The 26,009-nt window shown below is 62.0% G+C and carries 25 protein-coding genes; 16 read left to right on the top strand and 9 right to left on the bottom strand.

All coding sequences use genetic code 11. The features are described from left to right. Window positions 1–30 precede the first annotated feature (30 nt). From AAC029_RS04735 to AAC029_RS04725, 3 genes are all read left to right on the top strand, one after another. Window positions 31–237: a hypothetical protein gene (locus AAC029_RS04735; RefSeq protein WP_339744486.1), complete on the top strand. Its 207-nt coding sequence runs from the start codon at window positions 31–33 to the stop codon at window positions 235–237. 198 nt (window positions 238–435) lie between these two features. Beyond that, the gene (locus tag AAC029_RS04730; protein WP_339744484.1) at window positions 436–2,424 is read left to right on the top strand and encodes a prolyl oligopeptidase family serine peptidase; all 1,989 of its coding nucleotides are present in this window, start codon (window positions 436–438) and stop codon (window positions 2,422–2,424) included. A gap of 105 nt (window positions 2,425–2,529) precedes the next feature. Then, window positions 2,530–4,707, top strand: a complete 2,178-nt coding sequence (locus tag AAC029_RS04725; RefSeq protein ID WP_339744482.1) for a prolyl oligopeptidase family serine peptidase — start codon at window positions 2,530–2,532, stop codon at window positions 4,705–4,707. A gap of 21 nt (window positions 4,708–4,728) precedes the next feature. On the opposite strand, the gene moeB is transcribed toward AAC029_RS04725, so the two are convergent. Together moeB and AAC029_RS04715 are read right to left on the bottom strand one after the other, a co-directional pair. Continuing rightward, a complete protein-coding gene (gene moeB / locus AAC029_RS04720) occupies window positions 4,729–5,475 on the bottom strand; it encodes a molybdopterin-synthase adenylyltransferase MoeB (RefSeq protein WP_339744480.1) in 747 nt (248 codons plus the stop codon). A 55-nt stretch (window positions 5,476–5,530) separates the two neighbouring features. Continuing rightward, on the bottom strand, window positions 5,531–6,205 hold the full coding sequence (locus AAC029_RS04715) for a DUF6624 domain-containing protein (protein WP_339744478.1): 675 nt from the start codon (window positions 6,203–6,205) through the stop codon (window positions 5,531–5,533). A gap of 117 nt (window positions 6,206–6,322) precedes the next feature. On the opposite strand from AAC029_RS04715, the gene AAC029_RS04710 reads away from it, so the two are divergent. Further along, window positions 6,323–7,666, top strand: coding sequence for a DEAD/DEAH box helicase (locus AAC029_RS04710; protein ID WP_339744476.1), 1,344 nt, complete (start codon window positions 6,323–6,325; stop codon window positions 7,664–7,666). On the opposite strand, the gene cysK is transcribed toward AAC029_RS04710, so the two are convergent. The 6 genes from cysK to ubiB all read right to left on the bottom strand — a co-directional run bounded on the left by cysK (window position 7,636) and on the right by ubiB (window position 12,673). Further along, window positions 7,636–8,586 (bottom strand): cysteine synthase A, encoded by a 951-nt coding sequence (cysK, locus tag AAC029_RS04705; protein WP_339744474.1) that lies wholly within the window; start codon window positions 8,584–8,586, stop codon window positions 7,636–7,638. The genes AAC029_RS04710 and cysK overlap by 31 nt on opposite strands. Before the next feature lie 84 nt (window positions 8,587–8,670). Further along, window positions 8,671–9,126: a dUTP diphosphatase gene (gene dut, locus AAC029_RS04700; RefSeq protein ID WP_339744472.1), complete on the bottom strand. Its 456-nt coding sequence runs from the start codon at window positions 9,124–9,126 to the stop codon at window positions 8,671–8,673. A 97-nt stretch (window positions 9,127–9,223) separates the two neighbouring features. Next, complete coding sequence (locus AAC029_RS04695) at window positions 9,224–9,871, bottom strand: phosphopantothenoylcysteine decarboxylase (protein ID WP_339744470.1); 648 nt, start codon at window positions 9,869–9,871, stop codon at window positions 9,224–9,226. Beyond that, entirely contained in the window at window positions 9,864–10,406 is a 543-nt protein-coding gene (locus tag AAC029_RS04690; protein WP_339744468.1) for a flavoprotein, read from the bottom strand. Before AAC029_RS04690 ends, AAC029_RS04695 begins: the two co-directional genes overlap by 8 nt. A gap of 119 nt (window positions 10,407–10,525) precedes the next feature. Next, window positions 10,526–11,083 carry a protoglobin domain-containing protein gene (locus AAC029_RS04685; RefSeq protein WP_339744466.1) on the bottom strand — a complete coding sequence of 186 codons (558 nt, stop codon included), beginning with the start codon at window positions 11,081–11,083 and terminating at the stop codon, window positions 10,526–10,528. Between the two features lie 54 nt (window positions 11,084–11,137). Continuing rightward, window positions 11,138–12,673 carry a 2-polyprenylphenol 6-hydroxylase gene (gene ubiB, locus AAC029_RS04680; RefSeq protein ID WP_339744464.1) on the bottom strand — a complete coding sequence of 512 codons (1,536 nt, stop codon included), beginning with the start codon at window positions 12,671–12,673 and terminating at the stop codon, window positions 11,138–11,140. A 129-nt stretch (window positions 12,674–12,802) separates the two neighbouring features. Between ubiB and AAC029_RS04675 the strand changes: the two genes are divergently transcribed. Further along, window positions 12,803–13,234 carry a hypothetical protein gene (locus AAC029_RS04675; protein ID WP_339744462.1) on the top strand — a complete coding sequence of 144 codons (432 nt, stop codon included), beginning with the start codon at window positions 12,803–12,805 and terminating at the stop codon, window positions 13,232–13,234. On the opposite strand, the gene AAC029_RS04670 is transcribed toward AAC029_RS04675, so the two are convergent. Beyond that, a complete protein-coding gene (locus tag AAC029_RS04670) occupies window positions 13,216–14,010 on the bottom strand; it encodes a class I SAM-dependent methyltransferase (RefSeq protein WP_339744460.1) in 795 nt (264 codons plus the stop codon). The two genes, AAC029_RS04675 and AAC029_RS04670, sit on opposite strands and share 19 nt — an antisense overlap. Before the next feature lie 206 nt (window positions 14,011–14,216). On the opposite strand from AAC029_RS04670, the gene mutM reads away from it, so the two are divergent. From mutM to AAC029_RS04615, 11 genes are all read left to right on the top strand, one after another. Further along, window positions 14,217–15,080 carry a bifunctional DNA-formamidopyrimidine glycosylase/DNA-(apurinic or apyrimidinic site) lyase gene (mutM, locus tag AAC029_RS04665; RefSeq protein ID WP_339744458.1) on the top strand — a complete coding sequence of 288 codons (864 nt, stop codon included), beginning with the start codon at window positions 14,217–14,219 and terminating at the stop codon, window positions 15,078–15,080. A 95-nt stretch (window positions 15,081–15,175) separates the two neighbouring features. Then, window positions 15,176–16,117 (top strand): TraB/GumN family protein, encoded by a 942-nt coding sequence (locus AAC029_RS04660; RefSeq protein WP_339744456.1) that lies wholly within the window; start codon window positions 15,176–15,178, stop codon window positions 16,115–16,117. Window positions 16,118–16,235: 118 nt separating this feature from the next. After that, window positions 16,236–17,012 carry an enoyl-CoA hydratase gene (locus AAC029_RS04655; protein WP_339744454.1) on the top strand — a complete coding sequence of 259 codons (777 nt, stop codon included), beginning with the start codon at window positions 16,236–16,238 and terminating at the stop codon, window positions 17,010–17,012. A 108-nt stretch (window positions 17,013–17,120) separates the two neighbouring features. Continuing rightward, window positions 17,121–17,387: a 30S ribosomal protein S20 gene (gene rpsT, locus AAC029_RS04650; RefSeq protein WP_339740134.1), complete on the top strand. Its 267-nt coding sequence runs from the start codon at window positions 17,121–17,123 to the stop codon at window positions 17,385–17,387. Between the two features lie 524 nt (window positions 17,388–17,911). Further along, window positions 17,912–19,315 carry a chromosomal replication initiator protein DnaA gene (dnaA, locus tag AAC029_RS04645; protein ID WP_339744452.1) on the top strand — a complete coding sequence of 468 codons (1,404 nt, stop codon included), beginning with the start codon at window positions 17,912–17,914 and terminating at the stop codon, window positions 19,313–19,315. A 144-nt stretch (window positions 19,316–19,459) separates the two neighbouring features. Beyond that, a complete protein-coding gene (gene dnaN / locus AAC029_RS04640; protein ID WP_339744450.1) occupies window positions 19,460–20,578 on the top strand; it encodes a DNA polymerase III subunit beta in 1,119 nt (372 codons plus the stop codon). After that, entirely contained in the window at window positions 20,575–21,753 is a 1,179-nt protein-coding gene (recF, locus tag AAC029_RS04635) for a DNA replication/repair protein RecF (protein WP_339744448.1), read from the top strand. Before dnaN ends, recF begins: the two co-directional genes overlap by 4 nt. A 323-nt stretch (window positions 21,754–22,076) precedes the next feature. Then, window positions 22,077–23,489, top strand: coding sequence for a circularly permuted type 2 ATP-grasp protein (locus AAC029_RS04630; RefSeq protein WP_339744446.1), 1,413 nt, complete (start codon window positions 22,077–22,079; stop codon window positions 23,487–23,489). Window positions 23,490–23,491: 2 nt separating this feature from the next. Continuing rightward, complete coding sequence (locus tag AAC029_RS04625) at window positions 23,492–24,433, top strand: alpha-E domain-containing protein (RefSeq protein WP_339744444.1); 942 nt, start codon at window positions 23,492–23,494, stop codon at window positions 24,431–24,433. A 4-nt stretch (window positions 24,434–24,437) separates the two neighbouring features. Beyond that, window positions 24,438–25,238: a transglutaminase family protein gene (locus AAC029_RS04620; protein WP_339744442.1), complete on the top strand. Its 801-nt coding sequence runs from the start codon at window positions 24,438–24,440 to the stop codon at window positions 25,236–25,238. A gap of 34 nt (window positions 25,239–25,272) precedes the next feature. Further along, window positions 25,273–26,004, top strand: coding sequence for a proteasome-type protease (locus tag AAC029_RS04615; RefSeq protein WP_339744440.1), 732 nt, complete (start codon window positions 25,273–25,275; stop codon window positions 26,002–26,004). The last annotated feature ends 5 nt before the right edge of the window (window positions 26,005–26,009 follow it).

Genomic DNA, 26,009 nt, shown 5'->3' with positions numbered 1-26,009 from the left:
TGAAAGGCAAGGCGGTTCAATGTGCCCCGCATGATGCCTCTCGACCGACCGCCACCGACCACCCCCTCCCCCTACCGTATTCGTCATTCGCTGGGCATTTCCGCCGGAATTGGCGCGGGCCTGGTCTTGTGGCTGATCATTTCGCTGACCACCGGCAGCGTTCTGCTGGGCCTGTTGTTCGGTCTGGTGCCCGGTTTGGTGATCGGGGTCGCCTTGCGGATCACCGCTCGCCATTGAGCACAGCCTGAAATTGCGAATTGCCTCTCCTGCCCGAGCTGCTTAATCTCGGGGTGTCTGGGGGTGGACGTTATGCGAATTTTCTGTCGGAAATTGGGTGGAGCCACACTGCGGTCCGCCTGGTGCTGCGCGTTTGCGGCGGTGGTCGGCCTCCTTATCGCGCTCCCCGGCCCGGCATCAGCCCAACGAATTCCGTCAATGGGCGATGGCCGGATTCAGGATTTTCTGCGCCATGTTGTCGAACCGCAGCAATACTCGGCCGCGACCCTGTCGCCGAGCGGCCGCTATGTGATCTACGTCCAGACTGCCGAGCGCAGAGGAGAAGGGGATAGCGCAATCCTCGTCGATCTCGACGGCGATAACGGCATGACGGCCCAACGGGTCGATGTCGGTCACAGACGCATTTACTGGGTTGCATGGGCAACCGACGATCAGTTTCTCATCTCGATCGCTGCGCTTACGACCGTTTCTCTGCCGGGGCGCCGGCCCGGTGAGTGGGTTGAGCTGCCAGCGCCGGCCCGGGTCCTTTCGATCAATCGGGAAACCATGTCGCGGTCAGCGGTTTTGCTTGAGGACCGGCATGGAAATTACCGCAATCGGGATTTGTCGGAACTGACCGACCTACTGCCAGATGACCCGGACCATATTTTGATGCCGGCCTATCAGGGGCGAAGCTACAATCTTTATCGGGTCAATATCCTGACCGGCGCATCCGAGAAGGTGGAGAACGGCCGGAGCAATACCGTCGCCTGGTTCACGGCCAATGGCAGTGCGGTGATGCGAGTCGATCAATCAGCAAATGGCCGGCATCTCTACTTTTTCGCACGGACCGGCCGCAATGATAGCTGGCGGCGGGTCACCACGTTTCAGACGCGTGACCTGTTTGGCGGGCTGCCGGATTTCGAATGGGCCGGACCGTCCGATGTTGCCGGGCAGATCTATGTTCGGGCACGCCCTGACGGCGTCGAATTTTTCGGCATTTACCGGTTTGACCTGAGGACGGGTGAGTATCTCGATCCGGTCGCTGTACGAACGGATTACGATATCGCGCGGGCGCTGATCGGTGGTCATACGGGCGAATATTTCGGCTATGCCTATCAGGATCAGCGCTTGCGTTTCGAGTTCGCGGATCCTGAGTTTGATGGCAGCTACAAGGAGGTCGAGGACTTTCTGGGCGAGGATGTCGTCGTGACCCCGGTAGGCGTGGGCGGCGATCGGATGTTGTTCTTCGTGATCGGCCCGACCGAACCGGGCGTGTATTACATTTATGATCGACAGGACGACTCTGTGGTGCCTCTGCTCGCGACCCATCCCCGGGTGGAGATCAGTGATTTGCTCCCCACGCAGGTCGTTCGATATCAGGCCCGTGACGGTGTGGATCTCACCGGCTATCTGACCGCGCCGCGCGTGGGTGCGACCTCCGGGACGCCCTTGATCGTCATGCCGCATGGGGGTCCGGAGGCCCGGGACACCCTCGCATTCGATCCGGTTGTTCAATATCTCGCAGCCTTGGGATACGCGGTGTTGCAACCGAATTATCGCGGATCATCCGGCTTCGGCCGCACCTTTGCCGAGTCTGGCTATCGCCAGTGGGGCCGCGCGATGCAGGATGACATCACCGACGGCGTTCAATGGGTTGTCGATTCAGGCATGGCTGATCCGGAGCATATTTGCATCGTCGGATTTAGCTATGGCGGCTATGCCGCCCTGGCGGGTGCAGCCCTGACGCCGGATCTCTACCGCTGTGCCGTGGCCGGCGCTCCGGTCACGGATTTTGTCAAATTCTTGGATTTCAAACGCGATTTTGATGATGAGGTGTATGATTACTGGGTGTCGTTGCTCGGGAATCCGCGGACAGACAGAGCGGAAATGCAGGCTTATTCCCCGGTCTATCTGGCAGACCGGATCACGATCCCGGTTTTTCTGTTTCATGGCACCTCCGATGAAACCGTGCCGATCGAGCAGTCGCAACGCATGGCAGGAGCGCTTGAGGCGGCGGGTGCTGAATACAGGTATTTCGAGAACCCGAAGGTTGATCACAGCTGGGGCACCGGTACCGGGTTCATCACGATGATGCGAAACCTATCCGCCTTCCTCGATGACGCCATGGATGGCCATCTGGACAGTTTTGAACCGACGAGACCGGAGGAAGGCACCGCCGCGCGCGGCAATCCGATGGAGCGATGACCGCAATTGCACCGCGCCAGGCGATGCACGCCTACGCTCAATCTGCAATTGCGGATTGTCCATGCTGCAGGCTATTCGTAGCATTTAGGCAATTAGGGGGGCTAAATGCGCGCTATTCAATGGATCGGAATCCTGGTGTTGGCCATCGGGGGGCTGCAGGGCGTGGCCCTTGCCCAGATGCGACCTGTCACCATCAACGACCTTGTTCAGCCCGAAGCTGTCAGCTCGGTCGTGCTGTCGCCAGACGGCGGTCAGCTTGCCTATCTTGAGCGGACCGATGAGCTGACGGCATTGTCCCGGCGCCGTCACAAGCTCAATGATCTTGAGGCGCGGGATTATCTCCACCGGATCAGGGTGGTCGATCTCAACGCTCCCGAGTTGGACGAACCCCTCCTGATCGACGTCGGCACAGACATGCCGTTCTGGCTCAGCTGGGCCGGCCCGGGACGGCTGATCGTCGGCTCCGTTTCGGTTTCGGTCGACAATGGCCATCCGCGCCCGACAAGCCGGCGGCAGCCCTATTACCCGTTCTACTGGCGGATGGCGGTGATCAATCTTGAAACCGGTCAGCGCACCATCCTGTTTGGTGAGCGTGGCGCCTGGGAGATGCGGGACCGGGAGCGTCCGGGCCAGATCATTCATGCGCTGCCGGATTCCCCCGGCACAGTCCTGGTCGCGGCGCAGTATCGCAGTGCCTATGATCTGTGGTCGGTCTCGACCGAGACCGGCGAAGCGCGCCGGGTAGAGGCTGGCCGGCCGACCACTGTCAGCTGGCATGTCAACGAGGCGGGCGAAGCGGTGTTCCGGCTCGACCTTGATGAGCAGCATGAGCGTGCGGCCATTTTCCGCCGCGAAGGCGAGGGTGACCGGTGGCGCCGGACTGACAATCTGACCCTGGATGAATTCGATGACCGGCTCGACAGGGCGCGCCACTCCATCTGGGTTGCTGATACCGACGACCCCGATGAAGTCCTCGTCGCCGTACAGCCCGACGGCGCGGAACGCCGCGGAGTGTATCGCTATAATCTGGAAACCGAAACAATCGGCGACTTGTTCTGGGAGGATCCACGCTATGATCTGCGCTCGGTGATCCATGATTTCTACTCGGGCCATATCATCGCCACGACCTATGTCGACGACCGTTTCCGGGCGCATTTCTTCGATCGCCGGGCCGATGCCCACTATCGGGCGGTCGCTTCCTTCTTCGAACCGGACGCAGTCGTGGTTCCCGTCCAGGTCGTCGACGCGGCGATGCTGTTGCGGGTGACGGGCCCACAGGAGCCGGGAAGTTACTATACCTACCGATTTGCCGATTCCTCGATCCGACCGATCGCGGTCGAGAATCCGATTCTGCTGCAAACCCGCCTGAGTCCGGCGACGACAGAGACCTACCGGGCCCGGGACGGGCAGGAGATCCAGGCCTATCTGACCCGGCCCGTCCGGCGTGGCACGCAGCGTCCGGCGCTGGTCGTGATGCCGCATGGCGGTCCGGAATTGCGCGATGATTTCGGCTTCGACTTCGTCAGCCAGTATCTCGCGTCTGAAGGCTGGATGGTTTTCCAGCCGAATTTCCGGGGCTCGTTCGGCTATGGCCGCACTTTCACCGAGGCCGGGCATGGCCAGTGGGGTCGGCTGATGCAGGACGACATCACGGACGGTGTCCGCTGGCTGATCGAGACGGGTCAGGTCGATCCGGACCGGATCTGTATCGCCGGATTTTCCTATGGCGGCTATGCCGCTCTGGCGGGGGCGCTGAAGACGCCGGACCTGTATCGCTGTGCTGTCAGCGTTGCCGGGGTTTCGGATCTGCCGGAAATGCTGCGGTGGGAGGCCGAGGAGCATCCGGAGCTCACCGAATACTGGCAGGCGCGCATCGGCGACCCGCAGCGCGATGCCGAGGCCCTGATCGCCAATTCACCGGCCCGCCGCGCCGCTGAAATCCGGGTACCGATCCTGCTCCTGCACGGCACCCAGGATGTGACCGTGCCGCTCGAACAGAGTGAAATCATGCGCGATGCGTTGGAAGCCGCGGGCGCAAACTTCCGGTATCAGGAGATTTTCGGCGCCAATCACGATCTCGATAATCCGATCTCCCTCGCCCGGACTCTGGCCCTGATGGAGGCTTTCATGGGCGATTATCTCGACTCCGGGCCTGCTCCGGCTGACCGGATGAGCTGGGCTGACCTGACCGAACGGGAACAATTCAGGCTGGTGGCAGATGAGCCGATGCCGGAGGAGACGACCGTGTCCGGCGCGCTGGACCTGATGCCGGTTGAAGAATAGCGCTGCGGCGGCCTGTATTGCTCAAACCGTCCCGCATCCCGGACAATCCGGATCGCGCCGCAGCTTCACGGTCCGGCTGTCCATGGTCAGCCCGTCGAACAGTAGGATGCGGCCATCGAGGGTCTCGCCGGCTGAGCAGATGTGTTTGATCGCTTCGAGCGCCATGATTGAGCCGATCACGCCGGTCAGCGCCCCGACGACACCCATGCGGGCGCAGGTTTCGGCGTCGGGCGGGATTTGTGGCACCCAGCAGCGATAGCAAGGGGCGTCAGGGCTGGCATTGAACAGCGAGACCTGGCCATCCCAACGTCCCAGTGCGCCGGAGATCAGCGGCATGCCCAGCGCCCGGCTGGCGGCATTGACCGCGAAACGGGTCTCGAAATTATCGCAGCCATCGAGCACCAGATCGGCACCGGCGAGCAGCTCGGAGGCATTGCCGGCATCGAGCATGGTCTGGACCGGCTTCACCTGCGTGCCCGGATTGAGCGCCTGCAGCGCGGCAGCGCCGGTTTCGACCTTGGATTGGCCGACATCATCGGTGCGAAACAGAATTTGCCGCTGCAGATTGTCGAGGCTCACCGTGTCGGGGTCGATCAGGGTGATCTGGCCGACACCCGCCGCCGCCAGATACAGGCTCGCCGGCGCGCCCAGCCCGCCGGCACCGATAATCGTCACCCGGGCGCGGCCCAGTGCCTGCTGGCCGGGGCCACCAACTTCGCGCAGCACGATGTGGCGCGCGAAGCGTTCGATATCGATCTCGGTGCTCATGGGTCCACAGGTGCGCGAAGATATCAGCTTGATCAAGCCCAAACCGGCGAAGCCGCTATTGGGAGGATGTCATGCAACCGGGAGAGTGTTCGATGACGCGGGCGACATATTCGTCCATCGGACCGAGTCCGAATTGCGCCCGGCGCTCCTCGACATGCTCGGGATCGTCGATTGGCTCCACAGCCCATTCGCCGTCGACGCACCCCAATTGACTGCCATAAAGCTGGTTGTCCCCACGCCCCAACGCGACCCTGTCGTACAGCAAGGCGTAGGAGGAGCCACGCACCAGGCCTTCGCGGGCGAGCGGTTCAATCTCGCGGAGCGCCTCGGCCTGGAAATCCGCATCCGGCGAATGCTGGACCACGAGCCAGGCTGCTTGGTAGGCGTCACGATCCAGCTGCGCCAACTGGCGCCAGCTCGTCGATTCGAGGATCTGCCTGAGCCGGGCCTCGTTGGCCTCATCGATGCGCGTGACCTCTGCCCAGATCGCCTCGTGATAGGTCTCCAGTTCGCTGCCGCTGACCCCGTCCGGCGCCCAATGCCTCTGCAGCAGACGGCGCGCATACTGGTCGCGCGCACCCATCGCGGCGATCTCGCCCAGGAGTTCGAGGTTGGACTGTAATTCTTCCGCGAAATCTGCCGCAGCGTCCCGCTCGATTGCGGCGGTTTCTGAGGGGCCGGATTGCAGAATGGTGAACGCAAGCAGGAGTCCCAATGGCAGATTCAGCATGGTCGACCGTCGTTGAGTTGTCTGCGCTTCCGGTTGTCGAGCGTTTCACAACAACTTCATTGCATCAAGCCGACAGGATCGCTTGGGTATCGCGGTGAAGCAGTGCAGTTTGCGGCCATGTCCGACAATACCCTCATCACCCGCGCCGAACCGACGCTCTCCGAAACCCAGCTCAACCTGCTCGGCTGGCTGCGGCGCGACAAGCCGAACATCTTCCTGACCGGCCGTGCCGGCACCGGCAAGACGACCTTGATGCGCGAACTGCTGCGTCAGGCCGGCAACAAGGCCGCCGTGCTGGCACCGACGGGCGTCGCCGCAATGCAGGCGGGCGGGCAGACGATCCATAGTTTCTTCCATCTGCCGCCGCGCTTGATTACCGGCCGCGATATCCGCAAGGTGCGCCATAGCCGCGTTGTCAAGGCGCTGGAAACGCTGGTGATCGACGAGATCTCGATGGTGCGCTCGGACATGATGTGGGCGATTGACCAATCCTTGCGCCTCAATCGCGAGTGCAATGAACCGTTTGGCGGCGTCCAGATGGTGATTGTCGGCGATCTGGCGCAATTGCCGCCGGTGGTGCAGGGCGGCGAGGCGGAATATCTCGAATCCACCCATGGCGGCCCCTTCTTCTTCAACCCGCAATGCTTTCGCGAGGCCGGCTTTGCGCTGGTCGAGCTGGAGGAAGTTTTCCGTCAGACCGATGAGGATTTCATCCATCTGCTCAATGTGGTCCGCGAGGGCGATGTCCGCGCCGACGAGGCCGAGCGGCTCAATGAACGCGTCACCGGCCGCTCCGGGCTGGAGGCCAGCCTGAGCCATGTCGTGTTGACGGCGACCAATGAGACCGCCTTCCGCATCAACAACGCCCGCCTTGAGGGCCTGCCGACTTCGCCGCATGCCTTCAACGCCAAGGTCGAGGGCCAGTTTGACCAGCGTCTCTTCCCGGCCGAGGAGCCGCTGGTGCTCAAGATTGGCGCCCGCGTGATGATGACGCGCAATGATCCGCAGGGGCGCTGGGTCAATGGCACGCTGGCCGAGGTCGACGGCTTTGACGAGAAGGCGGTGCGGGTGCGTATCGGCGAGAATGTCTGGGCGATCGAGCCGGCCAAGTGGGAGCGCAATGCCTACGCCTATGACGAGGCTTCGCGCGCCCTGACCAAGACCACCGCCGGCGCTTTCACGCAATATCCGCTGCGTCTGGCCTGGGCGATGACCATCCACAAGGCCCAGGGCCTTACCCTCGACAAAGTCTATCTCGACCTCGCCCGCCGCCTCTTCGCCCACGGCCAAGCCTATGTCGCCCTCTCCCGCGCCCGCACCCTGGAAGGCCTGGAATTATCGCGGCCACTCACCCCGGGCGATATCATCTGCGACGCGCGGATCTTCGACGTGAAGAGTTTCTGTGACCCGGTGCCGATGAGTGTGATGGCTCAGTCTTCAAACAACGCCGTCGAGATATAGCGCTCGGCTGAGCTCGCCAGAATCACCACAATCGTCTTGCCGGCCATGTCGGCGCGCTTGGCGACTTCCAGGGCCGCGTACACAGCCGCCCCCGATGAAATTCCGCCCGGCACGCCCTCGGTACGGGCCAGTTCGCGGGCCATGGCGAAGGCCTGGTCATTGGTGACCTGGACAGCTTCATCGACCAGCGAGACGTCGAGATTTTCGGGAATGAAGCCGGCGCCGATGCCTTGGATTTTGTGGGGTCCCGGAGAGCCGCCGGAGATGACCGGGCTGTCGGCGGGTTCGACGGCGACGATGCGCACGCCGGGCTTTTTCGCTTTCAGTACCGAGGCGACGCCGGTCAGCGTGCCGCCCGTGCCGACACCGGCGATGAAGACATCGACGCCGCCATCGGTGTCATTCCAGATTTCCAGCGCAGTGGTCTGGCGGTGGATCTCCGGATTGACCGGGTTGGTGAACTGGCTCGGCATGATGGCGCCGGGCGTAGCGTCGATGATGGCTTGGGCTTTGGCGATAGCGCCATTCAGGCCCTTGGCAGCCTCGGTCAGCACCAGTTCGGCGCCGAGATAGGTCAGCAGCTTGCGGCGTTCGATCGACATGCTGTCGGGCATGGTCAGGATCAGGCGGTGGCCGCGTGCGGCGGCGACGAAAGCCAGGCCGATGCCGGTATTGCCCGAGGTTGGCTCGACCATAACGCTGCCCTTGCCCAGCTTGCCGGCGGCTTCCAGCGCATCGATCATCGCGACGCCAATCCGGTCCTTGACGCTGGAGAGCGGGTTGAAAAATTCCAGTTTGGCGAGAATACGGCCCTTTGCGCCATGCGCCTTGCCCAGTTTGGCGAGCTCGACGAGCGGCGTATCGCCAACCGTGTCGGCGATGGAGGCATAGACGCGGCCGCGGCCGGGTGTTTTGGTCATGGGGCAGTCCCTGAATGGCGAGGGGTGCAGCTTTAGTCTGTCGCGCCCGCCCTGTCAGCAAGAATGCCGTGCCTGCGGGCGGTGTCAGACGCCTGTGGAGCCGAAACCACCAGTGCCGCGCTGGGTTTCGCCCAGCTCGTCTGTGACCAGCCAGAGCGCCTGCATCACCGGTGCGATCACCATTTGCGCGATGCGGTCGCCGCGATTGATGACGAAATCTTCTGGGCCGTGATTGATCAGATTAACCCGGATTTCGCCGCGATAATCGGCATCGACCGTGCCGGGAGAATTGACGCAGGAAATCCCCTTTTTGGCCGCGAGGCCGGAGCGCGGCCGCACTTGCGCTTCATAGCCCTCGGGTAGGGCGATGGAGATGCCCACCGGTACCAGTCGCCACTCGCCATGCGGAATGATGATCGGCTCGTCGGCCGGAACGGCGGCGCGCAGATCCATGCCGGCCGATTGCGGCGTCTCATAGGCTGGCAGGGCCAGGCCCTCATAATGCGGCAAGGGCTTGATCTGGACGTGGATGGTTTTCATGGCACGGGTCCGGCGCGTCTGGCTGAGGGTGTGATTGAAGCCTGCCCGACGCCCTCTGACCAGTCCGGCTGGCATCGCGGCTGGGGAAAACCGGCGACTACAGGGCTTCGGCGATGCGGGCGGCGAGCCGGGCCGCGATCTCGGCCTTGGGGGCTCGCTCCCAGCGTTCCTGCCCTACGGGTGTGACCAGGGTTACAGCGTTCTCGGTCCCGCCCATCACATCGCCGGACACGTCATTGGCGACGATCCAGTCGCAGCCCTTGCGAACCCGCTTGGCGGTAGCGAAGGCTTCGACCTCATGGGTCTCGGCGGCGAAACCGATCACCAGGCCGGGGCGGCCATTGGCGAGCTGGCTGATTGTTTTGAGAATGTCGGGGTTTTCCACCAGTTGCAGCGTGGAGAGGTTCGATTTATCGGCCTTGATCTTGGTGTCCGAGGGTGCCGCAGGGCGCCAGTCGGCGACGGCGGCGACGGCGATGAAGACATCGGCCGGCAAGGCGGTCTCGACGGCGGCGAGCATTTGCAGGGCCGTCTCGATCCTGATGGTCACAATGCCGGCAGGGCCCGGCAGCGCCGTCGGTCCGGAGACCAGCGTCACACGCGCACCAAGCGCGGCACACGCCTCGGCGATGGCATAGCCCTGCTGGCCGGAGGAATGGTTGGAAATATAACGGACCGGGTCAATCGGTTCGCGGGTGGGGCCGGCGGTGATCAGGACATGCCGGCCGGATAGCGGCTCAGACATGCAGCAAGCCCTCAATGGCGTCGGCGATCGCGACCGGTTCGGCCATCCGGCCCGGACCGAATTCGCCGCAGGCCATTTCGCCATCATCGGGACCGACGAAGTGCACCCCGTCCTGTTTCAGGGTCGCCAGATTGCGCTGGGTGGCCTTGTGTTGCCACATCCGGACATTCATCGCTGGGGCCATCAACACCGGCTTGTCGGTCGCCAGCAGCGTCGTGGTGGCCAGATCATTGGCCAAGCCCTGGGCGGCTTTGGCCATCAGATCGGCGGTCGCCGGCGCGACGACAACGAGATCGGCTGAGCGCGAGAGCTGAATATGGCCCATCTCCGCCTCGTCGGTGAGGTCGAAGAGCGCGCTGAAAACGCGTTCGCCCGACAGCGCTGACACGCTGAGCGGGGTGACGAATTCAGCGCCTGCGGCGGTGAGAATGCAGCGCGAGCCAATGCTGCGGCGCCGCAATTCGCGGATCAGTTCGAGGCTTTTATAGGCGGCAATTCCGCCCCCGATGATCAGAAGAATCCGTTTGTCGGACACGCCCATACTCCCAGACAGACCTGAGGAGTTACTAGCTGTTCGCGGTGAAAACCCCAAGCCCCTTGTCGGGTCTCAGGTTGGTCGCGGCCGCATGTGCGGATGATGCAGACGCCCGCCGGTCAGCCGGCGAGGCGCTGCTGGCTCATCATTTCCCGCACTTTTTCAGTATCGGCGTTCAGCGCGGCCTGCTTGATCAGCTGGTGCCGGAAAAAGGCGGCGATCGTCAATTCCATGTCGTAGATCGAAAGCCGGGTGATCACCGACAGATCGTCGGCGTCGAGTGAGCGGTCGGCCGCAAGGCCGAGGCGCATGATGCCGGTCAGCAGATTGGCGTAGGCCGAGGAATAGGCGTGCGACGGGTAATCCAGCTTGCTGTGGCGCAAGCCCATCTGATCGACCGCGTCATAATATTTCGCATCGAACCGCGCCGAAAATACCAGATCGCAATGGGCCAGCATGCCATCGCGAAGATAGCGCGTATTGTCAGCGCTCTCGAAATAATCGCCGACTTCCGGATTGGAGGCGAGGTGATCGAACAAGGTTTGCAGCGTCTCGGCGGTAAAAGCCATGACGCGTGGTTTCAGCGTGTGCATCCGCGCGACGGTTTTTTCGTCAATCCGGAAAAACTCGCGCTGCATCTGAAACTGTTCGGGAGTAGGTTTTTTGTTCAAGGTCATGACGAGACTAAAACACAAGAATATTACTGGACCGTATCGCGCTCGCGATGAATTTTAGGAAAACGCTGACATCAGCGCAGCGCCTGCTACGGCAGCGACGGCCAGCCAAACCAGCCGGATGGTCCAGGCGGTCTTTGGCGGCGGCGATAATTGCAGCTCACCTGATTTCAACTTGGCGCCGATCTCGGTCCAGTCCTCGATCGCGTCGGGCAGGTGACGCAGCGAGACGTAGAGACGTTGCACATCCTCGGTGAAGTCACGGATTTTGCCTTCCGGACCCAGTTCCCGCTTCATCCAGGCCTCCACCACGGGGGTGGCGGCGGCCCACATATTGTGTTGCGGATCGAGGGATCGGGCGACGCCTTCGCACTGGACCATGGTCTTTTGCAGCATCACGAGCTCAGGGCGCAGGCGCATGTCGAACAGGTCGGTGATTTCGAACAGCTGCATCAGGACTTGTGACATCGGGACTTCGTCGGCCCGCTTGCCGAAAATCGGCTCACCCACCGCGCGCAGGGCGCTGGCAAAATCAGCAATAGCATGCTTGTCCGGGACGTATCCCGCGGCGAAATGCGCCCGTGCGGCGGCGGTGTAATCGCGGGTCAGGAAGCCGTGCAGGATCAGAGCGAGGAAGCGGCGCTCCGGCCTGCCGATCCGGCCCATAATGCCGAAATCCACGGCCCAGAGATCGCCCTTGGCGCTGGCGAAGAGATTGCCGGCATGCATGTCGGCATGAAACACGCCGCGATCCAGCGCTGTTCCCAGGAAGGCCCGCGTCAGAGTGGTCGCCAGCGCGGCACGGTCGAGGCCCAAGGCATCGACTTGGGCAAGATCACTGAGCGGTGCGCCCTCAACCCAGCGCGTCGTCAGGATACGCTTCGAGGACAGCGTCCACTCGACCTCGGGAATGCGATAATGCTCGACGGCCGAGGCGGCCTCAGACAATTCCGACGCGGCGGCCGCTTCGAGCCGCAAATCGGTCTCGAAACTCAAGGACCGGGCGACCGTGGCGACGAATTTGCGCGGCTCCAGTCGGCGGCTGGCCGGGGCTAGCTTCTCTGCCAGCGCAGCGCCGAGCGAGAGCGTGCGGATATCGCGGGCGATGCGTTGTTCGATGTCCGGGCGCAGAACCTTGACGGCGACATCAACACCGCCAGGCGTGCGGGCCCGGTGCACTTGGGCGATCGAGGCTGCAGCAATCGCCGGCCCGAATTCAGCGAATATGGCCTCGACCGGGGCGCCCAGCTCGGCCGCGATGATGGCGCGCGCTTCGTCGTCGTCGAAGGCGGGCATCCGATCCTGTAGCCGTGACAGGCCACGTGCGAAACGCTCGCCGATCACATCGCCGCGCGTGGCGAGGATCTGGCCGAATTTGACATAGGAGGGGCCGAGCCGTTCCAGCGCCCGCGCCAGCCGCTCTCCGGGATTGGCCTCATTGTCGCGGCGCGCAAACAGGCGCGCGATCCGTCCGGCCAGCCGCGCCGGGGCTGGATAGAGGCCCTGATACTCGGCAGGGAGGATGGCGTCGTGGCGCACCAGCGTCAGCAGGGCACGCAGCAATCGCGCGAAGGAGGCGAGGGTCGCAAACATATTGGCAGCTGTTTAGAGGGCGGCGTCACGCTTGGCGAGGGCGGCGTGAAGTCGCGGTGTATGTTGAAGTGCGGTTCTCTTGCGCCGGGCCAACCACAAGTTAGACTCTGGTAGGAGCCAAGTTTGATAATGCGTCACACGATTGAGTATGATTTCGACAATCGGTGGGCCCTGACTACGTTTCACGGACCTCTGCGGATTTCCGATGCGGTGGACATGTTGAAGCAAACGGTCGCCTTGCCCGAATGGACGCCGCATTGGGACCGGATCATCGATTATAGCGACGGCATGTTGGGTGACCTCGACGTCGCGACGGTTCAGGCAGCGAAAGCCGATTTGGGCGAGGTCTTGCGCGCGGCCTATGGCGGCAAGCCAACCTTGAGCGCACAGGTCTGTTCCGATCCGATGCGGCGGCCGCTGGTCGAATATTGGATTGGGCTGGGCGCGGGCGATTATCCTGCGGGGTTGAAATTGTTCAACAGCCTCGCCCAAGCACAGGCGTGGATCCTGGCGAGCCGTGCAGCGCGAGTGTCGCCCGGTGATCAGGCCCAGCCGGTGTGAAGCGCAGCGATCCCGCCGGATAAATTCGTGTAGCCGACCTGGCAGAAACCGGCTTGGCGCAATTCTGCGGCGAAGCTCTCCTGGTCCGGGAAGCGGCGGATCGATTCAACCAGGTATTGATAGCTGGCACGGTCCTTGGCGACATGCTCGCCCAGTTCCGGCATCACATTGAACGACCAGGCATCGTAGAGTTTTTCCCAAGCGCGGCTGGTCGGGCGTGAAAATTCCAGACACAAAAAGCGTCCGCCCGGTTTCAGCACGCGCCGCATATCCGCCAGCGCAGCCGCGCGGTCGGTGACATTGCGGATGCCGGTCGAGATCGTGACGCAATCGACGCAGTGATCGCGAAGCGGCAGGCATTCGGCATTGCCGGTCACCCACTGGATCCGGCCCGATTGGCTCGCTTCAACACCGCGTTTGACGCCCGCCCGCAGCATTTGCTCATTGATGTCGAGAACGACCGCTTCGGCTTGGCGCGGATCAGCGCGGCGCTTGCCCGCCCTGTCGGCCTTGGTCAGGAAGCTGCGCGCCAGATCGCCCGTGCCGCCGGCGACGTCGAGCAGCCATTCGCCGGGCTGTGGGTTGGCGCGGGTCATCACCATGTCTTTCCAGGCGCGATGTACGCCCAGCGACATCAGATCATTCATCAGATCATAGCGGCGCGCGGACCGGTCAAACACGCCGCGAACCAGGCCAGCCTTTTCGGTGCGGTCAACGTCTTCGAAGCCGAAGGGGACGGTTGCGTCGGGCGCGGCGGGTTGGGAGGTCTTGCTCATGGGCGCGACAATATGTGAAGCGGGCCTTCAGGCAAAGCGGCCTCGGCGGTCCGTGATGCCGCAGGCCAAGCTTGCTCCCGCCACAGCGCTGTGGCCAGCTATGCATAAGCTGCTGGCAGGAGATTGCGCTGGCAGCGCCAAGGGATGCGAAACAGGCCCATCGCGCTGGGCGAACCAGCCCGGCAGCAAGCTGAACAGGAGCGCAGGTGCCCGAACTTCCTGAAGTGGAAACCGTCCGGACCGGGCTCATTCCTGCGCTGCAGGGGCGTGTGATCGAGCGCGCCAGTCTCAACCGGCCCAATCTGCGCTTCCCATTTCCGGAGCGAATGGCCGAACGCTTGGCCGGGCGCCGGGTCGAGCGCATCGATCGGCGCGCGAAATATCTTCTGCTGCGACTGACCGGCGGCGAGACCTTGCTGGTCCATCTGGGCATGTCGGGCCGGTTCTCGATCGAGGCCGAAGCAGCGACGCAGCAGCCCGGTGATTTTGTCCACGCAGCGCCCGCCAATCCGAAACATGATCACATCGTGTTCGAGATCGAAGGCGGGGTCACCGTGCGCTATAATGACCCGCGCAGGTTTGGCTTCATGTTGATGTTCGAGACGGCCCGCGAAGCGGAACAGCCCAATCTGGCCGGGCTTGGCCCGGAGCCGAATTCGAATGCCTTTTCCGGTGCCGCTTTGGGCGAGGCGCTGGCCGGCAAGCGGACCCCGATCAAATCGGCCCTGCTCGACCAGCGTGTCGTCGCCGGACTGGGCAATATCTACGTCTGCGAAGCCCTGCACCGTGCCGCCATCAGCCCGTTGCGCGAGGCGCGCAATATTCCCGGCGTCCGGGCAGAGCGGCTGGCGATTGCGGTTCGTGATGTGATCAATGAAGCGATTGCGGCGGGCGGCTCGACGCTGAAGGACTTCGCCGGTGTTGACGGGGCTCTTGGGTATTTCCAGCACCGGTTCAGCGCCTATGGCCGCGCCGGGGCGGCGTGTTCAACGCCGCAATGCGAGGGCGAAATTCGGCGTATTGTCCAGGCGGGCCGCTCGACTTTCTATTGCCCCGACTGCCAACGCTAGCGCGGGACGACCGACACGATAGTCCCTCGCCTCAATTTTGGCGGATGTGGCTACTATCCCCAAGACAACACGAATTTACCCGGGAGCCCGAACGAATGAGTCAGTCCATTATCCGCCCTCACCAATGGGTGTCGACCTGCGCCGCGATGCTTCTCGCCGCTGGCCTCGCCGTTTCCGGCGCCGTCAGTTCTGCGCAGGCCCAATTGGCCGATTATTCCGAGGTGCAGGCGACGCCGGCGATCTGGCATTTGTCTGACGCCGACTCCGATATCTATCTGTTCGGCACATTCCACATCCTGCCGCCCAGCCTGAATTGGGAATCCGATGCCATCCGCGCCGATTTGGCGAGCGCCGACACGGTGTATCTGGAAGCTGACGTACAGAGCCCTGAAGCCCAGGCCGAGATACAGGCACTGGTCTTCCAGCTCGGATTGAACCCGCAGGGTGTGACGCTGTCTTCAATGCTCGACGCCGAGGCGACGGCTCTGTTGGCGACCGTCGCACCGACCGTCGGGGCCACACCGGAAATGCTCGATCCGATGCGCCCCTGGTTGGCACAGATCGTCCTCGCAGTGGCCCAGATGCAGGCCCTGGGACTCGATCCCGAGGCTGGAGTCGAGAAAGCGCTGCTGGCCTCGATTGCCGGGACCGGGACCGAGGTCGGCTATTTCGAGACCGCCGAACAACAGGTCCGCGTTCTTGCCGACCAGCCGGACGAGGTGCAGGTGCGCGGTTTTGCCGAAGGCTTGCGTGAGATGGAACGCACCCCGGACATGCTCGACGAGATGGTTCGCGCATGGGCCGCAGGCGATGTCGAGACAATCGACCGGATCGTGAACGACGAAATGCGTGAGCAAACACCTGAGGTGTATGAGGCTGTGATTGTTCAACGCAATCGTGACTGGGTTCCGCAAATCCAGGCGCTGCTCGACGGCGAAGGTACGGTCTTCGTCGCAGTGGGTGCTGCCCACCTCAGCGGCGAAAACGGTGTCGTGGAATTATTGCGCGAATCCGGCATTATCGTGGACCGGCAATAGCTTGCAGTTTGTTGCCTGACTCTCGCGCTGTCACTGGTATCGACCGGCAGGCCGGACTGCGTTATAGCGGCGCGATTTTTTTGCGCGGAGACCCCGCGCCGCCAGACGGAGTGCCGACATGGCCTACAAGACGATTCAGGTAAAGACCGAAGGTCGCGTCGGGGTGATCGCCTTCTCGCGTCCTGAGGCACTCAACGCGTTGTGCGATGAATTGACGACGGAACTGGCAGCTGCCCTCGACATCTTCGAAAAGGATGGCGGGATTGGCTGCGTCGTGTTGACCGGGTCGAAGAAGGCCTTCGCAGCCGGGGCCGATATCAAGGAATTGCAGGCCCGCGACTTCGTTGGCCTCTACATGCACGACCCCTTCGCCGAGACTTGGGAGGCGGTGGCCCGCTTCCGCAAGCCGATCATTGCCGCTGTGTCGGGCTATGCGCTCGGTGGCGGCTGTGAGATCGCGATGATGTGCGATTTCATCATCGCTTCGCAGACGGCGAAATTCGGTCAGCCGGAGATCAATCTCGGCGTGATGCCAGGCTCTGGCGGCACCCAGCGTCTGCCGCGCGCCATTGGCAAGGCGAAGGCGATGGATATGTGCCTGACCGGGCGGATGATGGATGCTGAGGAAGCCGAGCGCGCCGGTCTGGTTTCGCGCATCGTGCCGTCCGAAGACTTGCTGGACGTCGCGATGGAAGCGGCTGAGGCGATCGCCGTCAAATCACTGCCGGTCGCGATGATGACGAAGGAATCGATCAATCGTGCCTTCGAAATCGGGCTCACGGAAGGCGTTCGTTTCGAGCGCCGCGTGTTCCAGTCGCAATTCGCGCTGGAAGATCAACGTGAGGGCATGTCGGCCTTTGCAGAGAAGCGCGCTGCACATTTCAAGCATCGTTAGGCCGAGTGGCGGCTGGGGCAGTTGACGCCCCGGCTTCTAGGGCCTATACGCCGCCGCTCACGGATTTAATCGGGCTTTGGTCCCGGTCGCATGAAGAGGTTAGAACCCATGGCCAATACAAGCTCGGCCAAGAAGATGGTCCGCAAGATTGCGCGCCGCACAGCCGTTAACAAAGCACGTCGCTCGCGCGTGCGGACCTACGTCAAGAAGGTCGAACTTGCGATCGCCGCTGGCGATCAGGCCGTGGCGAAAGCCGCGCTGGTGACCGCGGAATCAGAAATGATGCGCGCTGTCAGCAAGGGCGTGTTTCACAAGAACACCAGCTCACGCAAAGTCTCGCGCCTGTCGGCCCGCGTAAAGGCCATGGCGGCCTGATTTCGCGGCATTGCCGTATGAATTCAAATACGCCCGGGACTCGCGTCCCGGGCGTATTTTTTTGACTTATATTCCAAAGGCCTGAATTGCCCGTCGGACAAATATGCCGCTGCGCCGCTCATATTATATTCCTGATACGGAGCTGTTTTTGCAGCAAGTTTTGTGCGACGCAAAGCCCTGGACGAGGGGGGTTTTTGTGGTGAATTTGAACCATTTGTCGACGAAAAATTTAATAGCATTTGCCAAGCTTCGACCCGGTCACACATTTCCCGTGTCAAGCGAAGAATCTCGGAATCTTGGCGCTGAATCCTGTTGACCCTCATTAGGGAAACAGTAACCTCTGAGCTTCTGAGGGCGAACAATCCCAAGCGGATAATATTCCGGGGGCGACACGGCAGGGCGGCGTGTCGTGATGGGGGAAATTGCGCCACAATAACAAACACCTGGCTCTCACCTCGACGTGGGGCAAATTAGAAGTGTGGCGGACGATGGCGTATAAAAAACTGGCAGTTTCCGAGACAAAAATGGCGGCTTTTGACGCCCAGGGCGCGACCGAAATTTCCGCGATCTGGCGTGCCGTTCGGGCCCGTTTGCGGGTCGAATTTGGCGATGCGCTTTATTCCCAGGAAATTGCCCGTTTGCGCGTCCGTCTGTCGGATGCGGGCGCCATCATTGTCCTCGCGCCAAGCACGTTCAATCGCGACTGGATTGAAGATCATGCCGGGGCGCGAATTCGCGCGATTTGGGCTGAACTCGATTGTATCCGCCGCGACCTGTTGGTGTTGGCTGACGGTCAGCTTGAACCACAATCGGACGTGGCACCGGTCATCACAGCGCCCGCCGCTTCGCCCATCGCATCGAGCGGGCGGGTCCCGGCGCCGAAGCCAGGCCGTGAAGCAACCACTGAATCGCGTTTCACCTTCGAGTCCTTCCGCGTTGGTCCGGCCAATGAAGTGGCCGCCGCGGCAGCGCGCAGTATTGTTTCCGCTGCGACGCCGCCCTTCAATCCGGTTTTCTTTTATGGCGATTACGGTGTCGGCAAGACGCATTTGATGCATGCCGTCGCCAGCGCGGTGACCCACGGCCCCACCCGCCGCAAGGCGCTGTATCTGACGGCCGAGGAGTTTCTCTCTGGGTTTGTCACCGCGATGCGGGCGCGCGATACCATCACTTTCAAGGAGACGGTGCGCGGCGTTGATTTCCTGCTGATCGATGATGTTCACTTTATCGCCGGCAAGCCAAAGACCGAGGATGAGTTCCTTCACACCATCGCGGCCCTGATCGCCGAGAACAAGCAGGTGGTGCTCGCGTCGCACCGACCGCCTTCAGAACTGGCGATAGCCGATGACCGCTTGCGGTCGCTGCTGACCGGCGGTCTGGCCTGCCCGCTGAGCAAGCCCGATCTCGACCTGCGCCGCCAGATTCTCGATTGCAAGATCGCCCAAGCGAAAGGCCATTACCCGGTCTTGTCCGTCTCCGAGCCAGTGCGCGATTTCCTCGCTGCCCGGATCACGACCGGACCGCGCGAACTGGAAGGCGTCCTCAACAACGTCATTTGCCGCACGGCTCTGCTGGGTCTGCCGGTGACGATGGAGGCGGTTTCGACGGCGCTGCGCGAATTATCGCTGAGCGCGGAAAAGCGCCTGACCGTCGACGAGATCCAGAAAGCTGTTGCGGCCCATTTCGGGGTCACCACGACAGACATCTGTTCCAAACGCCGGACCCAGAGCGTGGTGCGTCCGCGACATGTGGCGATGTATCTCGCCAAAACGCTGACGACGCGTTCATTGCCGGATATTGGGCGCCGCTTCGGCGGCCGCGACCATTCGACCGTGATCCACGCGGTCAACAAGATCATCGCCATGATTGAATCCGGCGATGCGATCGGTCACGACATTGATTGTCTGACCCGGGAATTGCGGGACTGAATCTGACCGGAAAATCGCGATTCGCTGGATAATTCTCTTGCGAATGCAATTTTTCATGTATCCTCTTTTACCCAACCTTTTCGGTGTCGGCTGATTTGCCAGCGCGCCACCGGCTCATGAAGACGTCAAAGCGGAACGCGAGATATGAAGCTGACGATCGAGCGCGCCACGCTCCTCAAGGCCTTGGGCCATGTTCAGGCCGTGGTCGAAAAGCGCAATACGATTCCCATCCTCTCGAATGTGCTGATTTCGGCAGGTCCCAATGGCGCGAGTTTCGCGGCCACGGACCTTGATATCGAAATTCTTGAGACGGCAGAAGCGCGTTGCGACGGCGAGGGCATGGTCACTGCGCCGGCTCACACGCTCTACGACATTACGCGCAAGCTGCCTGATGGTGCCGATGTGACGTTGGAAATGACCGGCGAAGATCCGCGTCTGATCCTGAAGGCCGGGCGCTCCAATTTCTCGCTGCCGTCCTTGCCGCCTGGTGATTTCCCGGTGATGCCGACGGAGGATCTCGAACACAGCTTCTCGCTGCCCGCAGCGCAGCTCGCCCGATTGATCGACAAGACCCGCTTTGCGATCTCGACCGAAGAGACCCGGTATTATCTCAACGGGATTCATCTGCACGCCTCCGAACAGGCCGGCCGCAAGACTTTGCGCGCTGTCGCCACCGATGGCGTGCGGCTGGCACTGGCGGAAGTTGATCTGCCCGATGGTGCGGCCGGCATGCCCGGCGTGATCGTGCCACGCAAGACGGTGCAGGAAATTCGCCGTCTGCTCGAAGACGCCAGCGAGGATGTCGAAGTCTCGGTCTCGGAGGGCAAGATCCGCTTCCGGCTTGGCAATGCCGTCTTGACGTCGAAACTGATCGACGGGGCTTTCCCCGATTACGAGCGCGTCATTCCGCGCGGCAATACGCGCATGATGTCGGTCGAGAACAAGCGTTTCGCCGAGGCGGTTGACCGGGTTGCGACCATTTCGATGGAGAAGTCACGTTCGGTGAAGCTCTCGCTTGGTGAGGATACGCTGGTTCTTGCGGTGAATAATCCGGAGAGCGGACAGGCCGAGGAAGAATTGGCCGTCTCCTACACCGATGAAGGCTTCTCGATCGGCTTCAATGCCCGCTACATGCTGGATGTCGCTTCGCAGATCGAAGGCGACCAGGCGCAGTTTCATTTTGCCGATGCCGCGTCACCAGCCCTGGTGACCGATAGCGGTGATCCGGATGCGCTTTACGTGTTGATGCCGCTGCGGGTGTGAGCAAACCGGCCGACACAGACGATGTGAACTCACCGCCGCCGGCCATCCCGGCGGCGGTTCGTCGTTTGCGGCTTACCGATTTTCGCTGCTATCCGGCCCTCGACCTTGAAATCGATGCACGCCCTGTCGCGCTGTATGGCGAGAATGGCTCGGGCAAGACCAATTTGCTTGAAGCCCTGTCGTTTCTGGCGCCCGGGCGCGGCCTGCGCTCGGCTGGCGCCGATGGCGTCGCGCGAAAGCTGGATGGGGTATCCGCGCCGGCCTGGGGCGTGTTTGCTGAAATTGAGACGTTTTCCGGCGATTTCAAACTCGGGGTTGGCGCGCGCGCTGGCGGCCGGCGTGAAACCCGTATTGATGGCGACCCAGCCCAACAGGTCGAGCTGTCGCGCCTGATCCCGATGATCTGGTTGACACCAGCCCAAGACCGGCTGTTCGCGGGTCCACGCGCTGATCGGCTGAAATTCTTCGACCGGCTGGTCTATGCCGCCGATCCGGCCCACGCCGAAGCCGCGACGGCCTATGAGAAGACAAGGGTCCGGCGTCAGCGCCTGCTCGATGATGGGCGCGCCGATCCGGTCTGGGTCGATGCGCTGGAGACTGAAATGGCCGGACACGGGGTCGCCGTTGCGGCAGCGCGGCTGGAGGCGCTGATCCGGCTGCAGGCTGAAATCGATGCGCGCCCCGAAGGTGCCTTCCCACAGGCCGATCTTGCCTTGGACGGCGCTGTCGAATCCGATCTGGCGTCGGGCGTTTCGGTGCCCGATGCGGAGGACAGGTTTGTCCGGGCCTTGCGCGACGGGCGCAGCCGCGACGGCGCCGTTGGGCGCACCTTGACGCGGGGTCCGCACCGGACCGAACTGGTGACCCGCCATCGTGACAAGGATCAACCGGCGGGCGATTGCTCGACTGGCGAGCAGAAGGCCCTGATCCTGACCCTCGCGTTGGCGCAGGCGCGTGTGTTGGCGCAGCGCAATGCGATCGCGCCGCTCTTATTGTTCGATGAGGCCTGTGCCCATCTCGACGCGACAAGGCGTGAGGGTCTGGCGCGCGAGATCCTCGCAACCGGCTCACAGGCTTGGTTGACGGGGGTCGAGCGGGTGTTGTTCGAGCCGTTTGGCGATGGCGCTCAATACCTGCGCGTCGAGGGTGCGAGCGTGTTTCCGGATCGCGGCTAGCCACGTCCCTCGATCATCGAAAAAACCTCTTGAGCAGGTCAAGCCTTGCCTGAAAAGCCCATATCGGGTAATAATTTGCCACGCTCCGGGGTTATGGAGAGATCGGTGCCACGGCACCTCAGAGAATTTCACCCCGCAATCGAACGATCCTGCCTTCGAGGCAATAGGCTTGCCTTGATTATGTCTGTCCGGAACACCCATCCGGCAGCCGACCCCGTTCGTTTGAGCACTGCGCGGCTTGTCCAGGCACTGGCGCATTACAGGGATTTGGCGTGATGCGGCATTGACCGCCCGGGACCGCGCGCGAGGAACGGAGATCGTCTATGTTTTTTGATGAGATGCTGGATGCCGACGGCCAGCCCCACGAACCTTATGCAGATTATGCCGCGTGGATGGCAACGATGGAGGGACCGGCGCTTCGCCGCAAGGCGCGCGAAGCCGAGGCTTTCTTCCGGCGCACCGGCATCACCTTCAATGTTTATGGCCGGTCGGCGGGCGATGAGCGATTGATCCCGTTTGATCTCGTTCCCCGTATCATTTCAGCGCGTGAATGGGCCCGGCTGACGAAGGGGATCGAGCAGCGGGTGCGGGCGATCAATGCCTTTTTGTATGACATCTATCACGACCAGGAAATCATCCGGGCCGGCCGAATTCCGGCCAGCCTGATCGCCAATAATGACGCGTTTCTGCCGAAGATGTTCGGCGTAAAACCGCCGGGGGGCGTCTATACTCACATCGTCGGCGTCGATCTGGTGCGGACGGGAAAGAATGAGTTTTTCGTTCTGGAAGACAATGCCCGCACGCCGTCTGGCGTGTCCTATATGCTGGAAAACCGGGAAACCATGCTCAACATGTTTCCCGAGCTGTTCTCGAAAATCTGCGTCCGCTCGGTGAGCAATTATCCCACGCTCTTGCGTCGCTCCCTGTCCAAGAGCGCTCCACCCGTTTGCGAGGGCCGGCCGGTCGTCGCTGTTCTGACTCCGGGCCTGCACAACTCAGCCTATTTCGAGCACGCGTTTTTGGCTGAACAAATGGGTGCCGAACTTGTTGAGGGGCATGACCTTCGTGTCATCAACGGTCGCGTCGCGATGCGGACGACACAAGGCTATACCCCAATCGACATCCTCTACCGGCGCGTCGATGACGATTACCTCGACCCGCTGAATTTCCGACCGGATTCGCTGCTGGGCGTGCCGGGCATCATGGACGTCTATCGCGCTGGGGGCATCACGATCGTCAATGCGCCGGGCACCGGCGTCGCCGATGACAAGGCCGTGTATTCCTACATGCCCGACATCATTGAATTTTATACCGGCGAGAGTGCGATTTTGAAAAACGTCCCGACATGGCGCTGTTCCGAACCGGACTCACTCGCTTATGTGCTTGAGCACTTGGCCGAGCTGGTCGTCAAGGAGGTCCACGGTTCGGGTGGCTATGGCATGCTGGTCGGTCCCGCTGCCAGCAAGGCCGAGATCACGGCGTTTGCGCGCAAGCTGAAGGCGCGCCCCGCGGCCTATATCGCCCAGCCGACACTGGCGCTGTCGACGGTTCCCGTCCTGACCAAGGCCGGGCTGGCACCGCGCCATGTCGATTTGCGTCCATTCGTGATGGTGTCCCCCGACCGTATCGACATCACGCCGGGCGGGCTGACCCGTGTGGCGATGAAGGAGGGCTCCCTGGTGGTGAATTCCAGCCAGGGCGGCGGCACCAAAGACACTTGGGTATTGGAGGACTGAATATGCTTGGAAAAACAGCCTCTGGCCTGTTCTGGATGTTCCGCCATCTGGAACGCAGCGAAAACACGACCCGGCTCGTCGAAGCGGGGTTTCGGATGTCCCTGACGCGTGCGGCGGGGAATGATAATGAGTGGGCATCGATCATCATGACTGCGGGGTGTTCGCAGGCTTATCTTGAGCATTACGATAATTACGACACCGCCAATGTGCTCGATTTTCTGCTCCGAAATCGCACGAACGCCTCGAGCGTCATGTCGATTATGGAGAATGCGCGCAACAATGCCCGCATGGTCCGCACGGCACTGACGCGCGAAGTGTGGGAGGCGATCAATGGGGGATGGCTGATCCTCAAGGAGCGTTTGGCCAAACCGGTGGCGACGAGCGAGCTGCCCAGTGTGCTCGCCTGCATCCGCCAGCAAAGCGCGCTGGTCCGCGCCGCCCTTCACGGAACCAAGCTGCGCAATGATGGTTATCGTTTCTGCCGTCTGGGGACATTTTCCGAGCGCGCGGACAATATGGCCCGAATCCTCGACGTGAAATATTATGTCCTGCTGCCATCCACCTCCTATGTCGGCTCCTCGCTCGACAATGTGCAGTGGGAAACCATCCTGCGCTCGGCTTCGGCTGAAAGTGCCTTTCACTGGATACATGGCGGCGAAACCAGTCCGCTCGACATTGCTGATTTCCTGATCCGCGACCCGCAAATGCCGCGTTCGCTGATTTATTGCTGCGAGAAAATGCGCGGTAATCTTGCCTTGCTGGCGGACCAGTATGGCGAACGCACGCCGTGCCTGGAAATGGCAGAGGTTATGACCACGACGTTACGCGGCCAAAGTGTGGACCAGATTTTCAAGATCGGGCTGCACGAGTTTCTCGTCAACTTCCTGGAACAAAACAATTCTCTCGCGACTCAAATCGAGCGCGATTACAGATTTCAGGAGTGAGCCCATGCGTCTGAAAATCTCCCATACAACCCGGTATGACTATCGCGATCCGGTCCCTTACGGACTGCAGCAGGTGCGACTGCGGCCCGATACGTCGGCGACGCAAACCGTGAGCCGTTGGACGGTTGCGATTGATGGTGGGCGCGAGGAGGTCGCATTCCGCGACCAACACCAGAATCTTGTCGACCTCATCAGTGTCGATCCCGACGCGCGAACGGTCTCGATCCGTTGCGAGGGCGATGTCGAGACCCGCGACAGTGCCGGCGTGTTCGGACCGCACGCAGGCTTTACGCCGCTCTGGTATTTCCTTCGTGAAACGGCATTGACCCGGCCTGGTGCCGGTATCGCCGCCCTGATCAAGCCTCTGGTCAAGGCCAAGCACGAGCCGATCGAACAACTCCACGTGCTGTCGAAGGCCATCACTGCGGTCATGCCCTACAGCACGCAGGGGACCCATTCGGCCACGACAGCGGAAGAATCCCTCGGTGCCGGCTCCGGCGTCTGCCAGGATCACGCCCAGGTCTTCATCGCAGCAGCCCGCGAGCTCGGATATCCCGCCCGCTATGTCAGCGGCTATCTGATGATGGACGACCGGGTCGATCAGGAAGCGAGCCACGCCTGGGCCGAGGCGCATATCGAGGGCCTCGGCTGGGTCGGGTTTGATGTCTCCAACTGCATCGCGCCGGATGAACGCTATGTTCGTATCGCGACGGGCCTCGATTATCGCGAAGCGGCCCCGGTTTCCGGCGTGGTGTTTGGCGGCGGAACGGAATCGATGATTGTGTCCCTGCAAGTACAGCAGTAACGCTTGCGCCGACATCGGACCGGAGTGTGATTGCATGACTTATTGCGTTGGCATGCGCCTTGATCGCGGCCTTATTTTCATGTCCGACTCGCGGACCAATGCGGGCATCGACAATGTGTCGGTGTTCCGCAAGATGTTCACCTGGTCGACGCCGGGCGAGCGCGTGATCACGATTATGACGGCCGGCAATCTGGCGACGACCCAGGCTGTGGTCAGCCTGCTCGACGAACGGTCCAAAGTGCCGGCTGATCGCAAGCCGAGCATCCTGGAAGCGGCGACCATGTTCCAGGTCGCGACGCTGGTCGGGGAAACGCTGAGTGAGCTGGTCCGCAGCCAGGCGGGTGAAGCGCCAACGGCGGAATCGCAATTCGGTGCGACATTGATCATTGGCGGTCAGATCGCTGGTATGGAGCCGCGACTTTTTCTCGTCTACCCGGAAGGGAATTTCATCGAGGCCAGTGATGACACCCCGTTCTTCCAGACCGGTGAGACCAAGTATGGCCGTCCGATCTTGCTGCGGGCCTATGACCGCGACATGTCGTTTGAGGATGCCGCGAAGCTCCTGATCCTGTCCTTCGACTCCACGCTCAAGGCCAATCTCTCCGTCGGCATGCCGCTCGATTTGCAGATCTATCAGCTCGACAGCCTGCAGGTTGGCAAGGAGCGCCGCATCGACCAGGACGATGCCTATTTCAATGAAATATCCTCAGGCTGGAGCGAGGCTCTGCGGACTGCGTTCCACTCCCTGCCGAATTTCAAATTCTGACACGG

It is taken from the genome of uncultured Maricaulis sp. (assembly GCF_963975345.1).
In the GTDB taxonomy this organism is placed as follows: Bacteria; Pseudomonadota; Alphaproteobacteria; order Caulobacterales; family Maricaulaceae; genus Maricaulis.
The sequence above is the reverse complement of the archived record's forward strand: the minus strand, read 5'-3'. Positions and strand labels throughout refer to the sequence as shown.